Here is a 17,123-nt window from a genome sequence, read left to right as displayed (position 1 = left end):
TTTAATAATTTCTTAAAGTTATTAGGAGGATTTGTAATGAGAAAATTAAATAAAATTATAATTATTTCTATTTTGCTTGTTGTTATAGGTGTGTCATATTCTATAAAAACAATTGAAGATCCATATAATCTTGGATTAAGTAAATCATTAGACAAAGATTATGGTTTGGTAGTTACAACATTTAATGCATTCGATGAAAATGAAGATGGAAAAATAGATTTTAATGAGTACACAGGTTGGTTTGATAGTATGGATTCTTTCTCGTCTTCTCTTCAACAAAAAACGGTTAAATATGATTTAAACATGGTTCAAAAGGTTTTTGATCTCGAAGATTTGAATAAAGATTCTTATATAAGTCCTAATGAATTATATGGTTCATTTAAAAGAGTTTAATAAAAGATGTGAAATTATGGAAGATGAAGTAAAAAAAGAAATAGAAAATAGTAATAAAGTAACCGATAAAGAAATTATGGGGGATGATAGAGAAAAAGAAATGGAAAATAGTAATAAAGAGGACAAAAATTACAAAAATGAAATAATTTTAGGATATCTTTTGTCATTTTTAGGAGGAATACTTGGATTTATAGTTGGAGCACATCTAATAACAAGAGACGATAAAAGAGCGAGAAAACATGGACTTATAATATTAATAATTGCTATTTTGTTTTTAATAGTAGGATTTTTCTTTATTGGTACTGCTATTGGATATACTGAAGGATATTCGCATGGAAATTCAACTGGCTACTTTACAGGTTATAATCATGGTGCAAATATTGGCTATGATAATGGTTTTATGGATGGATGGAATCATGCACTGTATAAAGGAAGTGGAGAAGTTACTAATAATGGGAAAAAGATAAAGACTAATCATTTTGGTTATAATCCATTTATAGGATCTTACATGAATCTAACGGGGCAAGATATTGTAATGGGATGATGCACAATTTCAAAATGCAATGAATGAAAATACTAAACAGTCAGTATTAATCAAAATAATAAATTAGATATATAAAGTAACGATCTTATTTGTTATTAAAATGGTATTAGTATGCTGTATATATTAATGTGGACATTTTGATAAATAATGAGCTTAAATAAACGAAAATGTTGTTAGGGGGATATAAATAATATCCTTTTCTTTTTTAATCAGGGTTGTTTTGTCTGAAATAGCGATTCTATACTCTGAATTATATTTATTCATTGCATTATTCACTTGTCTTTTACCTTTATTTCCAATTCCTACTTCTACTGGAACTATCTCTCCATCAATTTTGCTTAAGAGGAAATCAACACTTTCTTTTTCTGGAGGATAAAAAAATACCAGTTGGTATTCTAATTGTTTTTTCATTCTGAAAAAGTAAGAAGCAATTAAATGTTCAGCTAATACTCCTAAATATGCTCTATTTTTTATATATAGTTGTTCTACTTTTAGAATAACCTTTTATATACTTACTCTATTTTTAGAGTAACTTTTTTTATATAATTACTCGACTAATAGAGTAAAAATGAAAAATTAATTTTCTTCTAATTGTAGATTATTTTGGCATAGTCAAGTAGGTCACTGATTTGAAAATTTTTTGGTATTACTTTATTAGTATTATTTATGATAATCTTTTTTTAGGCTTGAATTTTTGAGATATCTTGTTATATTTCTTTATTTTTCATTGATTTTATAGTAATACTTTTATAGTATTACTTTATTATTAATAGTTTTTATTGATTATTCGTCGTTATTAAATCTTTTTTAAATAGTTTAAATGGGGAATAGGTTTTTATATATCTTTATTTTATTGTTTTATGAGGTTAATATTTTCTAGTAACTGTTTAAAGTTGAAAATATTTATATATTAGTAAATATATATGTTTAATTATGTTTATTCAGAATAATATTTATTGTGCATCTGCTATTGATAAATGTCAGTAAATTTTAGATGTTGTTGCTGATAATGTGACTTTTAGAATATACCTTAAATATGAATATAGAAAGAAAAAATCAGATGAAAAATTTGAAGAATCAATGAATAAATGGACTAATGAACTATTAACAAATAATTATCATATATAAATCGCACTCAACCTAAAATAAGCCCATAGAAAATAAATACCAAAATCAGTAACCTACTTGACTGTGCCAAAATAAAATAAAAATATAAATAATAAAAATATAAATAATAAAAATATAAATAATAAAAATAAAAAATAAATATAAGAATTTCTATTAAGAATAAACAATTTATTGATTAATATGTCAAAAAGAAACAAGGATAAACTTTTAAAAAAAATGGAAAAGCAAATGAAAAATGGCAATTTTAAAAGAGTTATAAAATTAGCTGATGAAATAATCAAATCAAATTCCAACCAATCTGAACCATATATTTACAAATTTATAGCATTTATAGAATTGAAAAAAGAAATAAAAGCTTTTAATATTTTTAAAGATATTTTAAATAATTTATCTACAACTAAATACATTGGTGTTCTACTAGAGTATTTAATAGAAATGAAAGAATATGATAAAGCTAATGAACTTTCTAAAGAAACATACAAATTAGATTCAGATTTTTATGATTATTTGGCAAGTATTTTGCTTGAGAATATAGAGTTTGATAATTCTATTGATTTCATCAACTATCTTGATAAGAATAGTCCATGTTGGGAAGATATTTATTTTGTAAAGGCCAATTTATTTTCAAAATTAGAAATGTATAAAGAAGCTATTGATGCTTGTGATGAAATATTAAAAGATTTCCCTAATCATGAAAATGCTAACTCCAAGAAAACATTTTGTTTAATGGTTTTAGAAAGAGATGATGAATTTAAAGAAATAACTGAATACAGGATTAAAAATAATATTCGTCCTAATTGGGCTTTAGTAGATAAAGGAGGATATTATCTAAAAAAAGGAGATTATGATAAAGCTATTAGTTTAGTTGATGAAGCTTTAAAAAATAAGCCTGGATTTGGTTATGCTCTTTTTAGTCGAGCCAACTTCATGTACTTAAAAAATAAAGATCTAAATGAAATATTAGATTATCTTAACCAATCATTAGAAGAACATGACCCACGATATTATGATGTTGCCTTGGATTTAAAGTATGATGTTCTGAATGATCTTGGAAGAGAAGAAGAAGCAGAAAAAGTCTTTGAAGAAAGAATTAATAACTTTATGTAGAATATATGATATTATACTATCTTTTAACATAACTCCATTTTTTTCTGAAAACATGTCCTTTAATTTTTCATTGTTAAATTTAGCTAAACAAGACATAAAAAGACCAAAGTGTAAAATTTATCTTTTAAACTAGCTAAATTTTAAATATAACTTAATATAATACCTATAATCAATGAAAAATAAGAAATTAAGAGAAATAAAAAATAAATTATCTTTAGATAATTATAATTCCTTAAATGATTTTATATTTTTCAAATATCTCTGTGAGAAAGGTAATGAAAAACAGCAAAGAACATTTCTTGAAGCATTAGGAATAATTATCAAAGATGATTTTAAGATTAAAAACCAAAAAATAGCCCCAGAAATTATAGGAAATAAAACATGCATACTCGATTTCATAGCAGAAGATGGAAATAATACTATAATAAACATAGAGCTACAATTACAAAATACAAAAGATTTCAAAAACAGACTAATTTACTATTTATGCAGATTAATGATAGATTCTTTAAACAAAGGAGAAAACTATAATAAAATTAAAAAAATCATAGTGATAGCAATAGTAAACTTTAATATGAACAAATCCCCATATTATCATAATGTATATAGATTAATCAATGAAAAAGATAAAATCAATGACAAATTCACATTCAAATTAGAAATACACATAATTGAATTAAAAAAGTTCAGAGAAATTAAAAAAGACCTAACAAACAAAGAACATTTATACTTAACTTTCATTGATAATGAAACAACACACAACAAAAGAAAAGAGTTGGTAAAAATGGATGAAGGATTAAAAGCAGCCATAGAAAAAATTGAAGAAGCTGTACAAGATAGAGAAGCACTAAGAGTATATCATTTAATAGAAATGGAAAGAATGAAAATAGAAAATCAAATTGAAGAAGGAATGGAAAAAGGAAAAAAAGAAGGAATAATAGAGGTAGCTACTAACTTTAAAAAAATAGGAATTTCTATCGAAGATATTGCTAAAGCTACAGGATTATCTAAAGACACTATTGAAAAATTATAGTATTAGATCATAATAATAATCTTTCAAAACAATTCAATGAAAATTATATAATAAATTTTGACTAAAATATGAAATTATTATACCGAGAATCCTCACAGGAAACAAAAAACAGGATGATAAAAGTAGCTAAATCTCCAATGATTTCTCAAAATAGAAATAATGATGAAAAAAGAGATATAAAGACTAAAATTCTCTCAAAAATAAACCATGATTATTGTGAAATTGTAAACAGTGGAAATGCAGCTATAATGGTAGCTATGAATGCTACAGAAGGCCCAATAATAATTCCTGATCAAAGGAGCTTGGCATGGTTTTAAACAAATAGCTAAATTTTTAAATAAAGAAGTATTTACTATAAAAACTAACTTAGGATTAATAGATAGGAAAAAGTTAGAAGAATTTTTAAATTTAAATCCGTCCATTGAAAATGAGATTCCTTCTATATTTTTAACTATTTTTGCTGGATATACTGCAGAACAACCTATGAGAGAAATATGTAACTGGTGTAGGGATAATAATATCCAAGTTGTAGAAGATGTATCTAGAGCAATAACAGATCCTAAAAAGAAATTAGAGACTGTCAAAATGTTAGTTGCTAAGAAAAATTTCTTTTCTAAAAATCAAGTATTTGTAAATTCAAGCTTAAAATTCAATTTTAAAAATTGCATCAACTAACAAATTGACAGTCACTTCGAGAATAGCTATTCCAACAAAGAATGCATATAATACATATTCAAAATAAGAATACATATTCTACGTAAGAATAGCTATTCCAACAAAGAATACATATAACATATATTCAAAATAAGAATACATATTCTACTTAAGAATAGCTATTCCAACAAAGAATACATATAACACATATTCAAAATAAGAATACATATTCTACTTAAGAATACATATTCCAACAAAAAATATAGTAAAAACTGCCAAATATTTAAAGATTGAAACTATTGTGAGTAAAAAAATGTGTATAGAACATCCCAAAAAATGCTCTTATAATCTAATTTCTATTTCTTTTTGAATTTAAAACATTTAATTCTTCTTGCATAGCCCTTCTTATTTTATAATTCTCTCTAAAGTAATCAAAAACTTTATCTGCATATTTATCTCCCCCTACATCATATAACTTTCTTAAGTCTTTGACGAATAATTTATATGCTTTTCTATGATTTGCAATTTCTCCTTGAGTAATCAGATGATGGTAATAAAATTTATAAACCTCTTCATCATATATTTTTAATAATTCTGGACCATATTGAAAAATAGTATCAGGATGGTCTTTGACTCCTTGCCATAATAAATCCCATTGTTTTTCTTCTTTTAAAATTGGACCATAGCAATCAAAACTAGAGTTTTCAATAAGATTTGTAATCAGTTCCTCTTGTTTTTCTTCTAATAAACCACAATTTTTATACAATTCCTTTAAAATATAATAATACTTTGAATTTCCTTTCTTAAGAAGATTATTAGCTATTTTTATTTGTTTATTAATAATTTTAAATGATCTATAAATATTATGTAAAATTTTTTCCCATTTTACCTGATTCGGCAATCCCTCATTTTCATTCACTTTTTCTAAAGCTAACTTTTCAGCAAAGTCGAAATCATTATTATTAATTGCATTTTCTATTAAGTCCATAGCAAATTCATCGATTTGGGTATTATTCATTTTAAACTTTTCAGATTCTTCTTTACCATCAATAATTTCGATAATCTTTGATTTTAAAATCATGTTTTTGGAGTAATAATATTCACTATCACCAATATTGTCTATTACACCGTATATTTCATTTTTATTTGATTTATTTAGAAATTTCAAAGTTTCATAAATAAAATTATAATTATATTCAGTTGAAATAAACTCTTTTTCTGAGTTTTTAATTAGAAGTTTAAAAGCATTTTCTTTTTCTTCCATCGTTCCATAAGTTTCAATTAAATCACAAGATTCTTTTAATATCTCAAAAGAATCATAATCTAAACCATCTATTGAATAACCCTCAAATGAGAATTCATATAAACTATTAACCCCCTTAATAATCTCTATTGAAACATGGAAAGGAACCATATATCTCTCTTTGTTTAAAGACTCTTCTGCTTGAGAAAGGATTTTTTCTAAATCATCTGTATATTTAGATGTTTCATCTTGATAGTAATATGGATGATCATCAAATTTAAAATAGCTAGCATCACTGATAATACTTTTAACATCCCCAACTAAAAATTTAATTTCTTCAGTGACCTCTGGTTTTTTGAGGAATCTATATAAATCAGTTATAAAATCATCATATTTAAATCCTTTTTCTGTAATAAATTCTATTAAATCTTCTTTTGAAGCATTATTTACAAGATCTAATATATCTTCTTTATCATCTTCCATTTTTTCAATATTTTTAACTGATTCTATATCTTTTTCATTAGATTCTATATAATTTCCATCTTTAATAGCTAAAAAAATAGCTATTAAATGCTTACATGTGTCACTCCAATCATATGGACAGTTACAATCGTAAAAATCAACATTATTCTCTTCATCAAGATCAATTCTTACTTGATAATCTTCAAATCCACTTCCTTCCACTTCACCATAATAGCTACGTTTTTGAGGATTATATGTTAAAAAAGAAATGTAATCATTTTCATAATAGTCTTCTCCTCTAGAGAATATTTCTCCACCTACTTTATTTAATAAATCTTTAATTTTCATTAAATTCCTCAAAAGTTCCTCAAAAATACTTCAAAAATACTTTAATATTTTAAAATCAATCATTTATTATTTAAAATCCAATACTTTAAAACTCTGTAATCCAATAATTCCAGTATTTGATAGCTTCAAGAGTATCATTGTTTTTATCCAATGCCTCTAAGTCATTTATATCAATATCAAACTCTTCATTATTCCATTGAACTTCAAGATAATCTATGGTATAAGCATCAGATTTTTTCCAGAAGATAGTTCCAATTTCATCAAATTGGTGCAAATTATCTTTTACAGTTACCACTTCATCAACTGGAATTTTCGGATTTTTGCAGACTATTTTTGCAGGAAATGAACCACACAACCGCTCTGTCATATAACAATCCCAAGCATTAGAAATTTCTTCATCATCATAACAGTCAACTATTACTTTATCTTCTATTTGAGAACGATAATCATCTTTATCCATATAAACCAACCTAAATATTATTAATTATTATTAATTATATAAAACTTTAAATTAAATCAAAAATTCACTCTACAAAGTGCCTTAGCTAGGTGTCTACAAGCAACCACAGGAGTTTCATAGAATTTGCCTTCAACTAAATTCCTTCCCTCTTCAATAGCTACTTTTTCACTACTAACGGTTTTATTATCACATTTTTTACATTTAAATCCTTTGTTTTTTTCCAGCAGAAGTCATTCTTTTTCCACAAATACAAATAGGATTTTCAAAATGGTGTTTTTTATTGAGAGCAATTATTCTAATTTTTTCTATATTAAAAGTTCCACTACAGCCTATTCAACCAAATAGCTGAACTTGATCACCAGATAGAAGTTTTTTAACAACTCCTCTAAACTCTTTAGTTGGCTCATAGGCAGTAGCTTCAATTTCACCAGAATCATCAGCTAAAGTGAAAAAAACATGCCCACTCAATGAAAAACATTCCCTCACTAACTAATCCTTCAAAAGTTTCTGGAGGTAACATAGCTATAGCTACATTATTACCTTCTTTAACAGTTAAATCATTAATAACAACATTTATAGCTCTTTTTACAAGGTTTACGTTAGAAATCATAAGCCCATCATTTTTTTGGATGTTTAATAATACTCATTATTTCTCCTACTTTAATATCAATAGCTACAATAGATCATTGATTGGTCCAAATAGTATCCTATTCTTTAACCCAAGAAATGTATCGATGAAAAACCTTGCTTTTGCTATACCTTCTTCAGCTTTTTCTTTCTCTTGTTTGGGAGTTTGAGCCATGAACTGATGAGCCCAATCTTCCCCTCCCAGATATCTTACAACAAGTTCTCTTTTTTTCTTGAAGATTACCTATTTCTGGAGTGTTAGCTAAATCCTCTGGATCTGGATAAGATTAATTTAAAGTTTGAAAATCACTTTCAATACCCATTTTTTGTTCCACTGTCCCCTGAAACTTCCACTTCGAGGAGTTCTAACAAACATAATAATAGTTTTCATGTCATAATAAAAGCCTGTAATCTTTAGTAGTGTCCCACATTGTAGATTTTGTGTCCTTACTTTGCCTTCATATAGGCATAACATTAATAATAAATAGTAATAGAAAATTTTAAACACAACAAAAGTAAAAAACACTAAATACCATCTCAACAGAAAATAAAAAAAAATTAACTTGACAGCATTGGTGTCATAATACTATTTGGGTTATTTTTAATATTTGAGGTTTCGTATGAATAGTTTTTTTAAAGATACTATGGATATTTTTATTTCTTTTAGTATTCTCAATTACTAAAATTTATTAATAATTAAATTAATATTAAGATTAAAGATAATTTATTTTATGATAAAATATTCACAATAATTTTATGATAAAATGTTCATAATAATTTTATGATAAAATGTTCATAATAATTTTATGATAAAATGTTCATAATAATTTTATGATAAAATGTTCATAATAATTTTATGATAAAATATTCACAATAGAATTTTTGAGGTTTAAAATGAGTCAATTTAATGAATATCAGGGTAAAGTGGTTCTTGTAACTGGTGGGGCAGGTTGTGTTGGAAGTAATTTGTCAAGAAAAATAGCTGAACTCGATGCAGAGAAAGTTATAATTCTTGATAATCTTTCTTCAGCTTATGAATGGAATATTGCTGATTTTGATAATATTGAATTCATAAAAGGAGATATTCTTGATGATGGTGTTTTAAAAAGAGTTTTTAAAGAAAAACCATCGCATGTTTTCCATCTTGCAGCTCATTTTGCTAATCAAAATAGTGTGGATAATCCTGAGCATGATCTAATGGTAAATGGTATTGGTATTTTGAAGGTTCTTCAGTATGCTCAGTTAACTGGGGTTGAAAGATTTGTTTACTCATCTTCTGGTTGTGGTGTTTATGGTCTTGATTCAAAGATGCCTTTTGAGGAACATGATGTTTCAATTTCTCTTCATACTCCTTATCAAGTAACTAAACTTCTTGGAGAGTTATATACTAATTATTTCCATAATTTATATGATATTCCAATAGTAAATGCAAGATTTTTCAATGTTTTTGGACCTGGTGAGGTTCCAGGAAAGTATAGGAATGTGATTCCAAACTTTTTTTATTGGTCTATGACTAATCATGCACTTCCTATCACTGGTGATGGAAGTGAAACAAGGGATTGGACTTTTGTGGGAGACATTGTCGATGGTTTACTAGCTATGGGAATAAAACAAGAAGCCATTGGTGAAGCTATAAATCTTGGTTCTGGTAAAGATCATAAAGTTATTGACATGGCTAACAAAGTCAATAGTTTAACTGGAAATAAAGAAGGAATAGCTTACATGGCAAGAAGAGATTGGGATGCAAAAACTAAACTTTTATCTTCTATTGAAAAAGCTGAAGATATTTTGGATTACAAACCTTCTGTTTCTTTTGATGATGGTTTAAAACAGACTTATAATTGGTTTGTTGATAATTGGAACGATATTGAAGACAGTGTAGAATTTTAAAGTGTTTATTATATATCATTTTAAGATATTTTTTAAAGTGTTTATTATATATCATTTTAAGATATTTTTTAAAGTGTTTATTATATATCATTTTAAGATATTTTTTAAAGTGTTTATTTATATCATTTTAAGATATTTTTTAAAGTGTTTATTATATATCATTTTAAGATATTTCGGGTTTTTTGTAGTATTTTTTTAATATGCTTTAAATCATAATAAAATATTATCATCTTAAAATTTATTTAGAGGATTGTCATGAAAATTTTACTTGTTCAAGAATCAGATTGGTTAGAGAGAAATCCACATCAACAGCATCATCTTATGGATAGAATGGCTATGAAGGGTCATGAAATCAAAGTAATTGATTATCCCATTGATTGGGCTAAAGATGGTTCAAAAAATTTACTATATCATAGTAAAATTTATAATAATGTTTCTAAAGTAGATGAAAGAGCTAATATTCAAGTAATAAGGCCGGGTTTCGTGAGAATTCCAGTGCTAAGTTATGTTTCACTTGCTTTTTCTCATAGAAAAGAGATTAAAAAACAGATCGAGGATTTTCAACCTGATTTAATTTTATGTTTGGGCATTATGAATGCTGCTATTGCCTCAGAATATGCTAAAAAAAATAATATTCCTTTTGTTTATTATTTAATAGATTTAATATATAATTTAATTCCTGAGAGGATATTACAGCCTTTTGGAAAAATAGCTATTCAAAAAGTAATAGCTAATTCTGATCTGATTATTACAATAAATCAAAAATTAAAGGAATTAGCTATTGAACTTGGGTCAACTGAAGAAAATACTCTTGTTATTGATGCTGGTATAAATTTTGATGAATTTGACCCTGATTTGGATGATACAAGTCTTAGACACGAATATGGTATAAGTGGCAATGATATTGTACTTTTCTTTATGGGTTGGATTTATACATTCTCTGGTATGCGTGAATTAGCTATTGAACTTGGAAAAAATAAAGAACTTTACCCAAATACAAAAATAGTGATAGTAGGGGATGGTGATGATTATGAACCTATTGTTAAAATTAGAGAGCAGTATGATTTAAAGGATCAATTAATTCTCACAGGAAAACAACCTTATACAAGGATACCAGAATTTTTAAGCTTAGCTGATTTTTGTTTACTTCCAGCCTATAAAGATGAGAAGATAATGAGAGATATAGTTCCAATTAAATTATATGAATATTTGGCCATGCAAAAAGTCGTAATAGCTACAGATCTCCCTGGAATAGCTAAAGAATTTGGTCAAAATAATGGAATCGTCTATGTTGATGAAGCTAAAGAAGTTTTAACCACAGTTCATAACATTCTTGATAATAATGAATATGAAAAAATAGCTATTGCTGGTCGAAAGTATGTTGAATCCAATGATTGGACAAAGATAACCGATGATTTTGAAAATACACTTTCTGATTTAGTTGAAAATTATCATAAATGAAATTTAGCTATTTTTTATCATTTTTTTCTATTTTTATTTTATAATGAGTCATGATCAAAAGTCATTTTTCAAGAAAAAAATTTTCTTCTTTTCTAAACAAATGAATTTAAGACCATTTTGATTTAATGGTTTAGACTTTTGACCATGGCTCATATTTTTTAAAAAAATTTATTAGTGGAGTGTCTCATAATTCACTTTTTTTAGAAATTTTCATGAAATTAATTTCCATATAAATCATTTAAATACTAAATAATTGATAAAATATGTCTTAATAACTGTTCTTACATGTTTGAAGATTATATTGCTTTGGGGAAGAGTATATTTTATGTTTGGATAATATTGCTTTGTATGGCAATGCAAGTATGATTAAAAGATCTAAATAATATTTAACATTGAAAAAACTGTTCAGAACAAAAACAAGAGAATGGGATGTTAAACAATGAGATAAATAGACTCACTCCAATTGTTGAAAATTTGAATGATAAAGTTAATAATATTGATTTTGATAAATTAGAAAAGTTAACAAAATAACACCTATGATATTTTGTAAATAATTAATAATATGAAAAATTAAACTAAATTATAGTGATAAAAAATGACAAATGAAAATCAGATAAAATTATTCAATGATCATAAAATAAGGACTAAATGGGATGAAAATAAAGAAGAATGGTTTTTCTCAGTAATCGATGTAGTAGCTGTATTGAGTGAGAGTAAAAACCCTAACTCTTATTGGAGTACATTAAAACAAAGACTTAAAAAAGAAGGAAATGAGTCTGTCACAAATTGTGACAAACTGAAAATGCCTTCTTCTGATGGTAAATTTTATAAAACTGATGTAGCTGATACTGAACAGATGTTAAGAATTATTCAATCAATACCATCACCAAACGCAGAACCATTTAAAAGATGGTTAGCTAAGATAGGTAAAGAAAGATTGGATGAAATAACTGATCCTCAATTAGCTATTGAAAGAGCAATAAGTAATTACCGGAAAAAAGGGTACTCTGAAGATTGGATTACTCAAAGATTAAAAACAATAGAATTTCGAAAAGAACTTACTGCAGAATGGAACCGTGCAGGCGTTGAAGAAGGAATAGAATATGCTATTTTAACAAATGAAGTTAGTAAAGCCTGGTCTGGAATGACAACTAGAGAATATAAAGATTATAAAGGACTTAAAAAAGAAAATCTTAGAGATAGTATGAACAATATAGAATTAGTTCTCAATTTGTTAGCGGAAGCATCTACAACAGAAATATCAAAAGCTGAAAATCCAAAGGGCTTTGAAGAAAGTAAACAAATTGCATATGAAGGAGGGAGTGTTGCTGGAGATGCTAGGAAAAATCTAGAAAAAAGAATTGGGCAAAGTGTACTAACTAAGAAAAATTCTAAGAATCCTAAATTGTTAGATGAAAAATAAAAAAATTCCCATCAACAACACAAAAAAAGTGCTGTAAGGAGAAAACTAATTATTATATAGTCAGAAACTTAATTTTTTTCCACTAATTTTTGCAGCTTATTTATTATATAATCGACAAATTTTGTTCCAAAAGTTTGGTGCTGGACTTATTGTATGAGCTTTTATATTTTTTTAAAAAATTTTCATTTTTATATTGGATAAGTTAAAAAAATCTCTGATTTTTTATATTTTTATAGTGCAAAATTTATTTTTAGTTAGATATTTGTAATTGTTTCAACAAAACAATTTTTAATTTCTATATAAATATTCTAATATCTAAACTCATTTTTATCAAATAATTATACATAAATCTTAATTATTTATTTAAAAGATATTTTATTCTATAATAAAAAATTAAAACATTATTTTATTATATGAGTGTATAGTATTGATACAAAGCTTAATCATCATATAACTTATTTTAAAAAATTTTCATATTTTCGATTTATAATATTTCATAATAAATATTTTTGTCTTTATTTTTTATTTCTTTGTTTATGATATATATATATATATATATATTATTTTTCAATAAAGTTTATATGTGGCATAGAATATAATTATTCTTGTTTAGATATATAGTGATTATTTTCTATTTTCTAACTTTCTATAAATTTTATTAAATATTTTATAGATTTATTTTGTATCTGATTGATTGTATAAGGAGATGAAAAAATAATGTTTATAAAAAATAAACGATTTATGTCATTTAGTTTAATGGTTTTAGCTATAATGCTTTTATTTACTATATCTAGTGTTAGTGCTGGTTCTTATGATTTTACTAATTCTAACAACACTCAGGATTTTCAGAATATTATTGATACTGATACTGATGCTGAGTTAGAAATTAATCTTACTAGTGATTCATACAATGGTATTTTAAGTCAGATTAATGTGAATCGTAGTAATGTTACTATTCAGGGTAAAAATAATCCAGTAATAACAGGTTCTGGGTCCGGTATTTTGTTTAATATCACTGCACCGAATGTTCGTATTATTAATTTAACTATTGTTGGTTATACTACAGCTATAACTTCAAATTCCAGTAATTTAAATATTAGTGGTAATAATATTACAAGTTCTGGTGTTAGTATTAATTTAGCTAGTTCTGGTGGGGATTTAAATAATATAACTATTGAGGATAATCTTATTGTTTCTTCAGTAAATAATGTTAATCGTGGTGCTGTTTATGTTTCTGCTATACAGAATAGTGGGGTTGTTATTGATGTTTCTTTGATTAATAACAATATAACTGCTAATACTGGGATTAATTCTCGTGGTGTTCGTTTTGATGCTCGTGGTTGTTCTATTGGTTTAATTTTTGAAAACAACACCATGAGAGGAAGGAGTGGTGTTTATCTGTATGCAGACAGGAACAACAACTCACAAGTTACCTTCATCAACAACAGCATCACAGGAACAGGCAACTATAATGTTTATCTGGATGTAACCGGCAGCAACAACTCACAATTTACCTTCACTAACAATAGCATCACAGGAGCAACCACCTGTAATGTTTATCTGTATGCAGACAGGAACAACAACTCACAAGTTACCTTCACCAACAATAGCATCACAGGAACAGCCGGCAATAATGTTAATGTGGATACACCCATGAGCAACAACTCACAAGTTACCTTCATCAACAACAACATCACAGGAGCAACCAACACTGCTTTTACTCTGCGTGGAGATTCGAACAACAACTCACAATTTACAGTCACTAACAACAACATCACAGGAACAACCCAGGGCGTTTTTCTGGATTCATACAACAATAACTCACAATTTACCTTTGCCAACAACAACATTACTGGTGGTAATTATGGGATGTATGTTACTAGTGCTAATAATGGTTTTTATTTTTTGAATAATACTGTTAATTCTACTGGCAGTGGTTTTTATTTCGCATCTGGTACTTATAATGTTAGCGATTTTATTATTAAGGGTAATAATATATTTGCTATTGGTGGTGTTGGTTTGGATTTCTCTGATTTAAATTCTGGTTCTTTGGTTAATGTTACTGTTGAGTATAATCGTATATTAGCTAATACTGGTGTGAATATTACTGGTTTTGATAGTGGTAGCAGTTTTGACTATAATTGGTGGGGAGTTAATGATATAACTGGTAAAACTTTGGGTATTATTACTAATAATCATTATATTTTGAATATTACTAACTCTAGTAGTTTGGATGATGTTCATTTTGATGATAATGTTAGTTTTTATCTGTTAGTATTGAATGATACTTTGATTAATACTGGTGTTGGAAATTTACCTGATTTTGTTATTAATGGTACTTTTAATAGTAACGCTTATAATTCTAGCCGTGATGGAAATTTTAGTTATGTATTTACTATTTTATCTGTAGGAACTCAGTATGTAGCTGCTTCTTTAGATAGTGAAAATGTAGCTATGCCTTTTAATGCGACAAAAGCTTTTACTAATTCTACTATTATTGTGAACCCTGATTCTGTGAATATTGGTGAAAATATCACTATTAGTGGTGTTTTAGCTAATCATACTGGAGTAACTAGTATTAATGTCACTGTTGATGGCACACTATTTAATGTGGCTGTTGATGGTTCTGGTTATTGGGAGTTAAATTATACTACCAACCGAACCGGAACTGATTTAGAAGTTATCGTTAACTTTGCTGGTAATGAAAATTATACAGCTTTTAGTAACTCTACTACTTTCACAGTAAATAAGAACAGTACTAATTCTACTATTATTGTGAACCCTGATTCTGTGAATATTGGTGAAAATATCACTATTAGTGGTGTTTTAGCTAATCATACAGGTATTGGTTTTGTTAATGTTACTGTTGATGGCACACTATTTACTGATGTAGCTGTTGATGCTTCAGGTTACTGGGAGTTAAATCATACTACCATCCGAACTGGAACTGGTTTAGAGGTTATCGTTAGCTTTGCTGGTAATGAAAATTATACAGCTTTTAGTAACTCTACTACTTTCACAGTAAATAGGAACAGTACTAATTCTACTATCGTTGTTAATCCTGATTCTGTGAATTTTGGTGAAAATATCACTATTAGTGGTGTTTTAGCTAATCATACAGGTATTGGTTTTGTTAATGTTACTGTTGATGGCACACTATTTAATGTGGCTGTTGATGGTTCTGGTTATTGGGAGTTAAATTATACTACCAACCGAACTGGAACTGGTTTAGAGGTTATCGTTAGCTTTGCTGGTAATGAAAATTATACAGCTTTTAATAACTCTACTACTTTCACAGTAAATAGGAGCAGTACTAATTCAACTATCGTTGTTAATCCTAATCCTGTAAATATCGGTGTAAATACTACTATTAGCGGTGTTTTAGCTAATTATACTGGGATAAGTCAGATTACTGTTATTATTGATGGAGATATTAAATTAGTGACTGTTAATAGTACTGGTGGTTGGAGTTTGAATTATACTACAACTCGAACTGGCACTTTAACTGTAATTGTTTTTTTTAATGGTAATGATAATTACACAAGCTTTATTAATTCTACAACTTTCACTGTAGATAAGAATAGTACTAATTCAACTATCGTTGTTAATCCTAATCCTGTAAATATTGGTCTAAATACTACTATTAGCGGTGTTTTAGCTAATTATACTGGAATATCTAGTGTTACTGTTACTGTTGATGGTATACAGTTTAATGTTGCTGTTAATGGTTCTGGTGGTTGGAGTTTGAATTATACTACTGTTCGTACTGGTTCTATTAATGTTGTTGTTGGTCTTTCTGGTCATAGCAATTTCTCTGATTTCAGTAATTCTACAACTTTCACTGTAGCTAAGAATAGTACTAATTCAACTATCGTTGTTAGTCCTAATCCTGTAAATATTGGTGTAAATACTACTATTAGTGGTGTTTTAGCTAATTATACTGGGATAACTAGTGTTAATGTTATTGTTGATGGTAATATTCAAGTAGTGAGTGTTAATAGTACTGGTGGTTGGAGTTTGAATTATACTACTGTTCGTACTGGTTCTATTAATGTCGTTGTTGGTCTTTCTGGTCATAGCAATTTCTCTGATTTCAGTAATTCTACAACTTTTACTGTAGCTAAGAATAGTACTAATTCAACTGTTGTTGTTAATCCTAATCCTGTAAATATTGGTCTAAATACTACTATTAGCGGTGTTTTAGTTAATTATACTGGGATATCTAGTGTTACTGTTACTGTTGATGGTATACAGTTTAATGTTGCTGTTAATGGTTCTGGTGGTTGGAGTTTGAATTATACTACTGTTCGTACTGGTTCTATTAATGTTGTTGTTGGTCTTTCTGGTCAT

General features: G+C 27.0%; 18 protein-coding genes. 10 read left to right on the top strand and 8 right to left on the bottom strand.

The window, feature by feature from the left end:
• The first annotated feature begins 36 nt into the window (after positions 1-36).
• Positions 37-393 carry a hypothetical protein gene (locus tag MBCUT_RS03685; RefSeq protein WP_169805384.1) on the top strand — a complete coding sequence of 119 codons (357 nt, stop codon included), beginning with the start codon at positions 37-39 and terminating at the stop codon, positions 391-393.
• A 16-nt stretch (positions 394-409) separates the two neighbouring features.
• Entirely contained in the window at positions 410-937 is a 528-nt protein-coding gene (locus tag MBCUT_RS03680) for a hypothetical protein (protein ID WP_157082466.1), read from the top strand.
• Between the two features lie 153 nt (positions 938-1,090).
• On the opposite strand, the gene MBCUT_RS11265 is transcribed toward MBCUT_RS03680, so the two are convergent.
• Complete coding sequence (locus MBCUT_RS11265) at positions 1,091-1,348, bottom strand: hypothetical protein (RefSeq protein ID WP_067259008.1); 258 nt, start codon at positions 1,346-1,348, stop codon at positions 1,091-1,093.
• An 897-nt stretch (positions 1,349-2,245) separates the two neighbouring features.
• Here MBCUT_RS11265 and MBCUT_RS03670 point away from each other — a divergent pair.
• The 4 genes from MBCUT_RS03670 (at position 2,246) to MBCUT_RS03655 (ending at position 4,880) form a co-directional block, all read left to right on the top strand.
• Positions 2,246-3,172, top strand: a complete 927-nt coding sequence (locus tag MBCUT_RS03670; protein WP_067259005.1) for a tetratricopeptide repeat protein — start codon at positions 2,246-2,248, stop codon at positions 3,170-3,172.
• A gap of 172 nt (positions 3,173-3,344) precedes the next feature.
• On the top strand, positions 3,345-4,205 hold the full coding sequence (locus MBCUT_RS03665; protein ID WP_067259003.1) for an Rpn family recombination-promoting nuclease/putative transposase: 861 nt from the start codon (positions 3,345-3,347) through the stop codon (positions 4,203-4,205).
• A 68-nt stretch (positions 4,206-4,273) separates the two neighbouring features.
• Complete coding sequence (locus tag MBCUT_RS03660; protein ID WP_157082464.1) at positions 4,274-4,522, top strand: hypothetical protein; 249 nt, start codon at positions 4,274-4,276, stop codon at positions 4,520-4,522.
• Positions 4,523-4,688: 166 nt separating this feature from the next.
• Positions 4,689-4,880 (top strand): hypothetical protein, encoded by a 192-nt coding sequence (locus tag MBCUT_RS03655; protein ID WP_067258998.1) that lies wholly within the window; start codon positions 4,689-4,691, stop codon positions 4,878-4,880.
• A 328-nt stretch (positions 4,881-5,208) separates the two neighbouring features.
• On the opposite strand, the gene MBCUT_RS03650 is transcribed toward MBCUT_RS03655, so the two are convergent.
• The 7 genes from MBCUT_RS03650 to MBCUT_RS11255 all read right to left on the bottom strand — a co-directional run bounded on the left by MBCUT_RS03650 (position 5,209) and on the right by MBCUT_RS11255 (position 8,474).
• Positions 5,209-6,912, bottom strand: coding sequence for an SWIM zinc finger family protein (locus MBCUT_RS03650; RefSeq protein ID WP_067258996.1), 1,704 nt, complete (start codon positions 6,910-6,912; stop codon positions 5,209-5,211).
• An 85-nt stretch (positions 6,913-6,997) separates the two neighbouring features.
• Positions 6,998-7,372 carry a calcium-binding protein gene (locus MBCUT_RS03645; protein WP_067258992.1) on the bottom strand — a complete coding sequence of 125 codons (375 nt, stop codon included), beginning with the start codon at positions 7,370-7,372 and terminating at the stop codon, positions 6,998-7,000.
• 56 nt (positions 7,373-7,428) lie between these two features.
• Complete coding sequence (locus MBCUT_RS11875; RefSeq protein ID WP_449288491.1) at positions 7,429-7,596, bottom strand: hypothetical protein; 168 nt, start codon at positions 7,594-7,596, stop codon at positions 7,429-7,431.
• 109 nt (positions 7,597-7,705) lie between these two features.
• Positions 7,706-7,840: an OB-fold nucleic acid binding domain-containing protein gene (locus tag MBCUT_RS11695; protein WP_281177929.1), complete on the bottom strand. Its 135-nt coding sequence runs from the start codon at positions 7,838-7,840 to the stop codon at positions 7,706-7,708.
• The gene (locus tag MBCUT_RS10815; protein WP_157082463.1) at positions 7,809-7,982 is read right to left on the bottom strand and encodes a hypothetical protein; all 174 of its coding nucleotides are present in this window, start codon (positions 7,980-7,982) and stop codon (positions 7,809-7,811) included. Before MBCUT_RS10815 ends, MBCUT_RS11695 begins: the two co-directional genes overlap by 32 nt.
• Before the next feature lie 63 nt (positions 7,983-8,045).
• Positions 8,046-8,174 (bottom strand): hypothetical protein, encoded by a 129-nt coding sequence (locus tag MBCUT_RS11260; RefSeq protein ID WP_245634934.1) that lies wholly within the window; start codon positions 8,172-8,174, stop codon positions 8,046-8,048.
• 117 nt (positions 8,175-8,291) lie between these two features.
• The gene (locus MBCUT_RS11255) at positions 8,292-8,474 is read right to left on the bottom strand and encodes a hypothetical protein (protein ID WP_169805383.1); all 183 of its coding nucleotides are present in this window, start codon (positions 8,472-8,474) and stop codon (positions 8,292-8,294) included.
• Between the two features lie 419 nt (positions 8,475-8,893).
• Here MBCUT_RS11255 and MBCUT_RS03635 point away from each other — a divergent pair, with 419 nt between their 5' ends.
• From MBCUT_RS03635 to MBCUT_RS03620, 4 genes are all read left to right on the top strand, one after another.
• On the top strand, positions 8,894-9,889 hold the full coding sequence (locus MBCUT_RS03635; RefSeq protein WP_067258990.1) for an NAD-dependent epimerase/dehydratase family protein: 996 nt from the start codon (positions 8,894-8,896) through the stop codon (positions 9,887-9,889).
• 255 nt (positions 9,890-10,144) lie between these two features.
• Positions 10,145-11,350 carry a glycosyltransferase gene (locus MBCUT_RS03630; protein WP_067258988.1) on the top strand — a complete coding sequence of 402 codons (1,206 nt, stop codon included), beginning with the start codon at positions 10,145-10,147 and terminating at the stop codon, positions 11,348-11,350.
• 595 nt (positions 11,351-11,945) lie between these two features.
• Positions 11,946-12,773: a BRO family protein gene (locus MBCUT_RS03625; RefSeq protein ID WP_067258985.1), complete on the top strand. Its 828-nt coding sequence runs from the start codon at positions 11,946-11,948 to the stop codon at positions 12,771-12,773.
• Positions 12,774-13,490: 717 nt separating this feature from the next.
• The coding region (locus MBCUT_RS03620; RefSeq protein WP_157082462.1) for a beta strand repeat-containing protein at positions 13,491-17,123 on the top strand (3,633 nt) is incomplete at its 3' end.

Source organism: Methanobrevibacter cuticularis, from assembly GCF_001639285.1.
Taxonomy (GTDB): domain Archaea; phylum Methanobacteriota; class Methanobacteria; order Methanobacteriales; family Methanobacteriaceae; genus Methanobaculum; species Methanobaculum cuticulare.
The sequence above is the reverse complement of the archived record's forward strand: the minus strand, read 5'-3'. Positions and strand labels throughout refer to the sequence as shown.